Annotated in this window: 7 protein-coding genes and 1 pseudogene; 6 read left to right on the forward strand and 2 right to left on the reverse strand. The window is 59.9% G+C overall.

What is annotated here, in order from left to right:
• Positions 1-292, forward strand: a pseudogene (locus tag ACMV18_RS09930) (ABC transporter ATP-binding protein); the annotation flags it as partial.
• A 24-nt stretch (positions 293-316) separates the two neighbouring features.
• Here ACMV18_RS09930 and ACMV18_RS09935 read toward each other — a convergent pair.
• Positions 317-589, reverse strand: a complete 273-nt coding sequence (locus tag ACMV18_RS09935; protein WP_420817705.1) for a DUF4404 family protein — start codon at positions 587-589, stop codon at positions 317-319.
• 102 nt (positions 590-691) lie between these two features.
• A complete protein-coding gene (gene fabI, locus ACMV18_RS09940) occupies positions 692-1,477 on the reverse strand; it encodes an enoyl-ACP reductase FabI (RefSeq protein WP_420817706.1) in 786 nt (261 codons plus the stop codon).
• Positions 1,478-1,727: 250 nt separating this feature from the next.
• Between fabI and rimP the strand changes: the two genes are divergently transcribed.
• The 5 genes from rimP to truB all read left to right on the forward strand — a co-directional run.
• The gene (gene rimP, locus ACMV18_RS09945; RefSeq protein ID WP_420817709.1) at positions 1,728-2,390 is read left to right on the forward strand and encodes a ribosome maturation factor RimP; all 663 of its coding nucleotides are present in this window, start codon (positions 1,728-1,730) and stop codon (positions 2,388-2,390) included.
• On the forward strand, positions 2,387-3,862 hold the full coding sequence (gene nusA, locus ACMV18_RS09950; RefSeq protein WP_374258475.1) for a transcription termination factor NusA: 1,476 nt from the start codon (positions 2,387-2,389) through the stop codon (positions 3,860-3,862). Before rimP ends, nusA begins: the two co-directional genes overlap by 4 nt.
• A gap of 61 nt (positions 3,863-3,923) precedes the next feature.
• A complete protein-coding gene (gene infB / locus ACMV18_RS09955) occupies positions 3,924-6,980 on the forward strand; it encodes a translation initiation factor IF-2 (RefSeq protein ID WP_420817707.1) in 3,057 nt (1,018 codons plus the stop codon).
• 96 nt (positions 6,981-7,076) lie between these two features.
• A complete protein-coding gene (rbfA, locus tag ACMV18_RS09960) occupies positions 7,077-7,463 on the forward strand; it encodes a 30S ribosome-binding factor RbfA (RefSeq protein ID WP_374258472.1) in 387 nt (128 codons plus the stop codon).
• On the forward strand, positions 7,460-8,432 hold a 973-nt coding region (gene truB, locus ACMV18_RS09965), incomplete at its 3' end, for a tRNA pseudouridine(55) synthase TruB (protein WP_420817708.1). The genes rbfA and truB, both read left to right, overlap by 4 nt.

Consider the following 8,432-nt stretch of genomic DNA (forward strand, 5'->3'; position numbering starts at 1 on the left):
AGCCTTGGCTGTTGAGCCTCAGGTTCTTGTCTGTGATGAGCCCACTTCGGCGTTGGACGTCTCTGTGCAGGCGCAAATTCTGAATTTGCTGCGTGAGTTGCAGTCAGAGCTCGGCCTGGGATTGTTGTTCATCACCCATAACATGGGTGTTGTCGGCTACCTTGCCGATCGCGTGGCGGTGATGCAGCAAGGCCAGATCGTGGAAGAGGGCAGTTGCGAGCAGGTGTTGTCCCAGCCAGCTCACGCTTACACGCAGACCTTGTTGGCCGCCGTGCCGAAGCGGCCAGTCTGAGCGCCCTCAACCACCAGTTGAGGTTCAGATGCCCATCTTGCCCAGCGCATCCATGACGTCACGAACCATGGTTGCCAAATAGGGGTGCTCGGTCTCAAAACGAGCCTCCAGCGCCTGTGCGCGTGACTCAATGGAACTGGTGTCCGTTTCGGCTTGCTGCGCAGGCTTGCTCAGGACTTGCTGGATATCGCGATCCAGTTGCTTGAGTGAGTCACGCAGGGAGTCATCAATCGGTTTGCCAGACTCCAGCTCAGTTTGAAGTTTTTTGAGCAGCGACGACACTTGCTGTGTATTCATGAACCATCCTTTCGTCAGATGTCTTGATTGTGCGACGACTGGCGGGCTCATCCAACAACAAAGGGGGCTAGAAGCCCCCTTTTTGCGCACGCCTGATCTGGATCAGGCAGCGTCAGCGCCTGCCATCACTTTGCTGAAACCACCGTCCACGTAGGTGATCTCGGCGGTCACGCCGGCCGCCAGATCCGACAGCATGAACGCGGCCACGTTGCCCACGTCTTCAATCGTGACGTTGCGGCGCAGTGGCGCATTGTCTTCCACCACGCTCAGGATCTTGCTGAAACCCTTGATGCCGGAGGCGGCCAAGGTCTTGATCGGGCCAGCCGAAATGCCGTTGACACGGATGCCCTTCGGACCCAGGCTGCCCGCGGTGTAACGCACGCTGGCTTCCAGCGAGGCCTTGGCCAGGCCCATGGTGTTGTATGCCGGCACAATGCGCTCAGCCCCCAGGTAGGACAGCGTCAGCAGCGATGCGCCCTCATTCAGGTAAGGCAGCGAAGCCTTGGCCATCGCAGGGAAGCTGTAGGCCGAAATGTCGTGTGCGACACGGAAGCTTTCACGCGACAGTCCTTCTAGGAAGTCGCCGGCAATGGCCTCGCGGGGCGCAAAACCGATCGCGTGCACAAACCCATCAATTTTCGGCCAGGTTTTGGACAGATCGGCGAACATGGCGTCGATTTGCTCATCGCTGCTCACATCGCAATCGAACACCAGTTCAGAGTCAAATTCTTTGGCGAACTCGGTGATGCGATCCTTGAAACGCTCGCCCACGTAGCTGAAAGCGAGTTCGGCACCTTCACGTTTGCAGGCCTTGGCGATGCCGTAGGCGATCGAGCGGTTGGACAACAGGCCGGTGATCAGCAGGCGTTTGCCAGCGAGAAATCCCATGAGGTCTCCATTAGAGAGTGCTTAACGAGGCCCGGATTTTGGCACGGACAACGCGAAAGGACGAATTTAGAGGGAATGCCTTGCTGCAGCGCATTCCTCAGGGTAAAATAAGCGATTGGCTGCTTGGCTTTGCTATTTACAGTGTGCGAAAGCAATTGTGGGTACGGGTCAAAAGCAGATCGGTCTCGTGTTTGTCACGAATGGGCGGATCTTTCCAGCCCATTTTTTTTGCTCGACTGTTTTTCATTGGATGTCCTGGCTCAAAGTTGTTGAAACCACTGTGACCGGCCTCGGTTACGAACTTGTGGACTGCGAACGCAGTACGCATGGATTGCTGCGCGTGTACATCGATCGCCTGCCTGATCAGGCCTACGATTTGCCGGGCGATCTCGTTACGGTGGACGACTGCGAAAAGGTCACCCGTCAGTTGCAGTACGCGCTCGAGACCATCGATGCTGATTACAGCCGTCTGGAGGTCTCGTCGCCTGGTGTGGATCGTCCGTTGAAGACGCCTGCACACTTTGCCCGCTTTGTGGGTGAGAACGTCGAGATCAGCTTGAAGGTGCCGTTCCAGGGGCGCAAGAAGTACAGCGGTGTGCTGTGTACGTCGCCCGATGGCGATGCGCAAGCGATTGAGGCTGGTCTGGCGTGGGGGTTGCTGCTCAAGTCTGCTGATGCGGACAAGCCGCTCTCCAAAACGGCGGCCAAGAAGCTTGCCAAAGAACAAGCCAAGTCTGGTGCTGATGCGCAGCAGCCCACCGATCAGGTTTTAGGTTTCACGCTGGATGAAATTCGCGAGGCGCGTCTGGTGCCTGAGGTGAGTTTCAAAGGGCGTAGCCGTCGGGACGCAAGCCCGGCGGGCGGTACCGTTGCCGGAGATGAGGCGCAAGAACTCGGAGGTCAGAAAAAATGAATCGTGAATTGCTGATGTTGGTGGACGCCATTTCTCGTGAGAAGAGCGTTGACCGTGAAGTGGTGTTTGGTGCAGTTGAGTCTGCGCTGGCCTCCGCCACCAAGAAGCTTTATCAGGGCGAAGTGGATATCCGTGTCGCGATCGATCGCGAAAGCGGTGAATACGAGACCTTCCGTCGTTGGCTGGTTGTGCCTGACGAAGCCGGTCTGCAGAATCCCGAAGCCGAAGAAATCCTGTCCGATGCGCAAGATCGCATCGCTGACATCGAGGTGGGCGACCACATCGAAGAGTCCATCGAGTCGGTGCCCATTGGCCGTATCGGCGCGCAAGCTGCCAAGCAAGTCATCTTGCAAAAGATTCGCGACGCCGAGCGTGAGCAGTTGCTGAGCGACTTCCTGTCTCGCGGCGAAAAGGTCTTCGTGGGCACGGTCAAGCGCCTGGACAAGGGCGACATCATCGTCGAGTCCGGTCGTGTGGAAGGCCGCCTCAAGCGCGGCGAAATGATTCCCAAGGAAAACCTACGTACCGGTGACCGCGTTCGTGCCTACATGCTGGGTGTGGACAGCTTGGCCCGTGGTCCGCAAATCATGCTGTCGCGCAGCGCGCCTGACTTCATGATCGAACTGTTCCGCCAGGAAGTGCCCGAAATCGAGCAAGGCCTGCTGGAGATCAAGAGCTGCGCACGTGACGCCGGCTCTCGCGCCAAGATCGCTGTGCTGTCACACGACAAGCGCGTGGACCCCATCGGCACCTGTGTGGGTGTCCGTGGTTCGCGCGTGACTGCCGTGACCAACGAACTGGCTGGCGAGCGCGTGGACATCGTGCTGTGGTCCGAAGACCCCGCTCAATTCGTGATTGGTGCGCTGGCTCCTGCCAACGTGCAATCCATTTTTGTTGATGAAGAACAGCACGCCATGGACGTGGTGGTCGACGAGGAAAACCTCGCCATCGCCATTGGCCGTGGTGGTCAGAACGTGCGCCTGGCGTCCGACCTGACTGGCTGGCGCATCAACATCATGACGGCCGAAGAATCGGCCCAGAAGCAGGCAGCAGAGTCTGACAACGTCCGCAAGCTCTTCGTCGACAAGCTCGACGTGGACGAGGAAGTGGCAGACATCCTGATTGCCGAAGGGTTTACCAGCCTGGAGGAAGTGGCTTACGTGCCGCTGCAGGAAATGCTGGAAATCGAATCGTTTGACGAAGACACGGTCAATGAGCTGCGTACCCGCGCGAAAGATGCTTTGCTGACCATGGAAATCGCCAAGGAAGAAGAAGTCGAAGCTTTGTCTGAGAATCTCAAGGGTCTGGAAGGCTTGACCCCTGAGCTGATCGCCAAGCTGGCTGAAGCTGGAATCCATACACGTGACGACCTGGCCGATCTGGCTGTGGACGAACTCACCGAGATCACGGGTGTTTCCGGCGATCAGGCACGTGCCCTGATCCTGAAGGCGCGCGAACACTGGTTCGCTTGATTCGCTGCCTCTGGTTCATCACATCGACACTTTTAAGCAAGCTCATCGCAAGGATTAACACATGGCCGTGACCACCGTCGCACAATTCGCCGCGGAGCTCAATCGCCCGGCTGCGACACTGCTGGAACAGCTGCAGTCTGCAGGGGTGCCCAAGGCATCTCCCGCAGACGTGCTCACGGAGGCCGATAAGGAGCGTCTGCTGGAACATCTGCGTAACGCCCACGGCTCCGCCGGCGGCGATCGCAAGAAGATCACGCTGACCCGCAAATCGACCACCGAAATCAAGCAGGCTGACGCCTCTGGCAAAGCCCGCACCATTCAGGTCGAAGTCAAGAAGAAGCGCGTGTTCGTCAAGCGTGACGACGCCACGGGTGACGACGCAGCTCAAGCCGCACAGGAAGAAGCCGAACTGGCACGCCGCGAGGAAGAGGCTCGCGCTCAGGCTGAAGCACTGCGCATTCAGGAAGAGCAACTGGCTGAAGCCCGTCGCCAGCGCGAAGAGCAAGAGCGTCGCGAACGCGAAGAGGCTGAAGCGCGCGCTGCTGCAGCAGCAGAGCGTGCTGCTCGCGAACTGGCTGAGCAAGAAGCCGCTGCGGCTGCCGCCAAGGCCGGTATCAAGACGCCCGAGCAGGAAGCTGCCGAACGTGAAGCGGCTGCTGCTCGTCGTGCTGCGGCTCAGGCTGCTGCACGTGCTGAAGCCGCTGCACTGACCGCTGCCGCACAACGCGCTGCCAAGGGCGGCACGTTGAAGGCCGCCAGCGAGAAGCCTGCTGAAAAGGTGGTTGAGAAGCCTGTCGAAGCGCCTGCCGCTGCACCGGTGGCTGCGACGCCTGCTCCTGTCGCTGCAGCACCTGTAGAAGCCGCTGCGCCGGCAGCCGCTGGCAAGGGTCCTGTTCGTGTGGTGAAAGCTGCTGACGTGGAAGCCGAAGAAAAGCAACGTCTGGCAGATCTGGAGCGTCGTCGCAAGGCTGCTGAAGCCGAAGCCGCGGCCATCCGCGCCATGATGAGCGCCCCCAAGAAGGTGCTGACGGCCAAGAAGCCTGAAGAGCCGAAGCCTGCTGAAGCCATCAAGGGCACCATTCACAAGCCCAAGGGTGCACCAGGCGCGACGCCTGCTGCAGGCGCGCCGGCTGGTGGTGCCGCCAAGCCAGGCGACAAGAAGTCGGTCAAGTCCGAGAAGCTGTCGTCGAGCTGGGCTGATGATGCCAAGAAGCGTGGTGCTGGCAATGGCAAGGGCCGCAGTCCCGATCCCGTGGGTGGCAACGGCCGCAATGGCTGGAAGGCTCCGGGTGGCAAGGGTGGTCGCCGTGGTGGCGACCGTGAAGGTCAGTCGACCTTCGTGGCACCGACCGAACCGCAAATCCAAGAGGTTCACATCCCTGAGACCATCTCTGTGGCCGATCTGGCTCACAAGATGTCCGTGAAGGCCTCCGAGGTCATCAAGCAAATGATGAAGCTCGGTCAGATGGTCACCATCAACCAGCAACTGGACCAGGAAACCGCCATGATCGTGGTGGAAGAAATGGGCCACAAGGCGTTTGCTGCCAAGCTGGATGATCCAGATGCCTTCCTGGAAGAAGAACACGCCGATCAGGCTGCCGAGGCCTTCCCACGTGCGCCAGTGGTGACCGTCATGGGTCACGTTGACCACGGTAAGACTTCGCTGCTGGACTTCATCCGTCGCAGCCGCGTGGCTGCTGGCGAAGCCGGCGGCATCACGCAGCACATCGGTGCGTACCACGTGGACACGCCTCGCGGCATGATCACCTTCCTGGATACCCCGGGTCACGAGGCCTTCACGGCCATGCGTGCTCGCGGTGCCAAGGCCACCGACATCGTGATTCTGGTCGTGGCTGCCGATGACGGCGTCATGCCCCAGACCAAGGAAGCCATCCACCACGCCAAGGCGGCGGGTGTGCCCATCGTTGTGGCGATCAACAAGATCGACAAGCCGGGCGCCAACACCGACCGCGTGACGCAGGAACTGGTTGCCGAAGAAGTCGTGCCCGAAGCCTACGGTGGCGATTCGCCATTCGTGCCGGTGTCGGCCAAGACCGGTCAAGGCATCGAAGACCTCCTGGAAAACGTGCTGCTGCAAGCCGAAGTGCTGGAGCTGACCGCGCCGAAGGATTCCATGGCCAAGGGTCTGGTGATCGAAGCGCGTCTGGACAAGGGCCGTGGTCCTGTGGCCACCGTGCTGGTTCAGTCCGGTACCCTCAAGCGCGGCGACGTCGTGCTGGCTGGCGCCTCGTATGGCCGTGTTCGCGCCATGCTGGACGAAGACGGCAAGAACGCCACCGAGGCGGGTCCTTCCATCCCGGTGGAAATTCAAGGTCTGACCGAAGTCCCGTCCGCTGGTGACGAATTCATGGTGCTGGGCGATGAGCGCCGTGCCCGTGAAATCGCGACCTTCCGTCAAGGTAAGTACCGCGACGTCAAGCTGGCCAAGCAACAAGCCGCCAAGCTGGAAAGCATGTTCGAACAGATGGGTTCGGGCGCAGAAGTGCAAACGCTGCCCCTCATCATCAAGGCCGACGTGCAAGGTTCGCAAGAAGCGCTGGCAACGTCCTTGCTCAAGCTGTCGACCGAGGAAGTGCGTGTGCAGATCGTGCACGCCGCCGTGGGTGGCATCTCCGAGTCCGACGTCAACCTGGCGATTGCCTCCAAGGCGGTCATCATTGGCTTCAACACCCGTGCGGACGCCAATGCCCGCAAGGTGGCCGAGCACAATGGTGTTGACCTGCGCTACTACAACATCATTTACGACGCCGTGGATGATGTGAAGGCAGCGATGGGCGGCATGCTGGCTCCCGAGCAGCGCGAAGAGGTCATCGGTACGGCCGAGATCCGTCAAGTGTTCGTGGCTTCCAAGATCGGTACGATCGCGGGTTGTATGGTCACCGACGGTATCGTGCGTCGCAACTGCAAGCTGCGCTTGCTGCGCGACAACATCGTCATCTACACCGGCGAACTCGAAGGCCTCAAGCGCTTCAAGGACGATGTCAAGGAAGTCCGCGAGGGCTTCGAATGTGGTCTCAGCATCAAGGGCTACAACGACATCAAGGAAGGCGATATCCTCGAGCTCTTCGAAATCAAGGAAGTGGCTCGTACGCTGTAATACGCCGTACAGGAGGCCTTCCCCCACAACCCCGCCTAGCCCTAGGCGGGGTTTGTATTTGAGAGAGCCAACTGAGTTGATCGGCAGGAGATCACCATGCGCCATAAACGCTCTACCCCCAATCGCAGCAACCGCGTCGCTGACCAGATTCAGCGCGACGTGGCTGAGCTGATCCGTGATCTGAAAGATCCGCGCATCGGCATGGTCACCATCAACAGTGTTGAGGTGACGCCCGACTACGCCCATGCCAAGGTGTACTTTTCTTTGTTGATCGGTGACCCCAAGGCCAGCGAGGAAGGTCTGAATGAATCCGCCGGGTTCATTCGCAACAGCCTGTTCAAGCGTCTGCAGATTCACACCGTTCCGACGCTGCATTTCCATTTCGACCGCACCACCGAACGCGCTGCCGAAATCAATGCGCTGATCAACCGTGCCGTGGCCGACAAGGCCAAGGACGCAGACGACGAGGGCGGTCAAGCGTGAACAAGCCCGTGCGTCAACCTCGTCGTGCGCTGCACGGCGTGATCTTGCTCGACAAGCCGCTGGGTCTGTCGAGCAATGACGCATTGCAGAAGGTCAAGCGCTTGTTCCGGGCTGAAAAGGCGGGTCACACCGGCACCTTGGACCCGTTGGCCACCGGTTTGCTGCCATTGTGTTTTGGCGCTGCAACCAAGTTTTCGCAGGTGTCACTGGACGCCGACAAGCGCTACACCGCTACGGTGAAGCTGGGTCAGACCACCACCACTGGCGATGCCGAAGGTGAGGTACTGAACACGCGCGAGGTCAACGCCGAAAACGTGAACGCGACACGCATTGCGCAGGCATGCCAACAGTTCACGGGCGAGATTGATCAGGTGCCGCCGATGTATTCGGCCTTGAAGCACCAAGGCCGCGCCTTGTACGAATACGCCCGTGAAGGGGTCGAAATCGAGCGCGCTGCGCGTCGTGTGATCATTCACGGTATTGACATCCTCGACTGGCAAGGTGACGTTCTCACCCTGGATGTGCGTTGCACCAAGGGCACGTATATCCGTACACTCGCGCAGGACATCGGCGAGTGGCTGGGTTGTGGTGCGCACCTGATTGGTTTGCGCCGTACTGGTACGGGTGGTGTCACCCTGGACAAGGCCGTGACGCTGGACGCGTTGCAGACCCTGTCCGAGGTTGAGCGCGATGCGTGGCTGTTGCCACCGGATGTGTTGCTCAGTGATTGGCCTGACGTGCTGCTCTCCGAGGCAGACGCTGGACGATTTCTGACGGGCATGCGTCGCAGAGTTTCCATGGCCGATGCGCCCCAGGTGCGTGTGTATGGGCCCTTACCTGGCCCGGGCAGTCTCCCGGAGCGCCGCGTGTTGCTGGGCAGTGCCCATGTCAAGGCCGGTGAGTTGATTCCTACGCGCCTGCTGAGTCCGGCCGAAATTGAGGGCGTGCTGTTGCAGTCACTCCCCAAGG

The organism is Aquabacterium sp., from assembly GCF_048860245.1.
In the GTDB taxonomy this organism is placed as follows: domain Bacteria; phylum Pseudomonadota; class Gammaproteobacteria; order Burkholderiales; family Burkholderiaceae_C; genus Aquabacterium.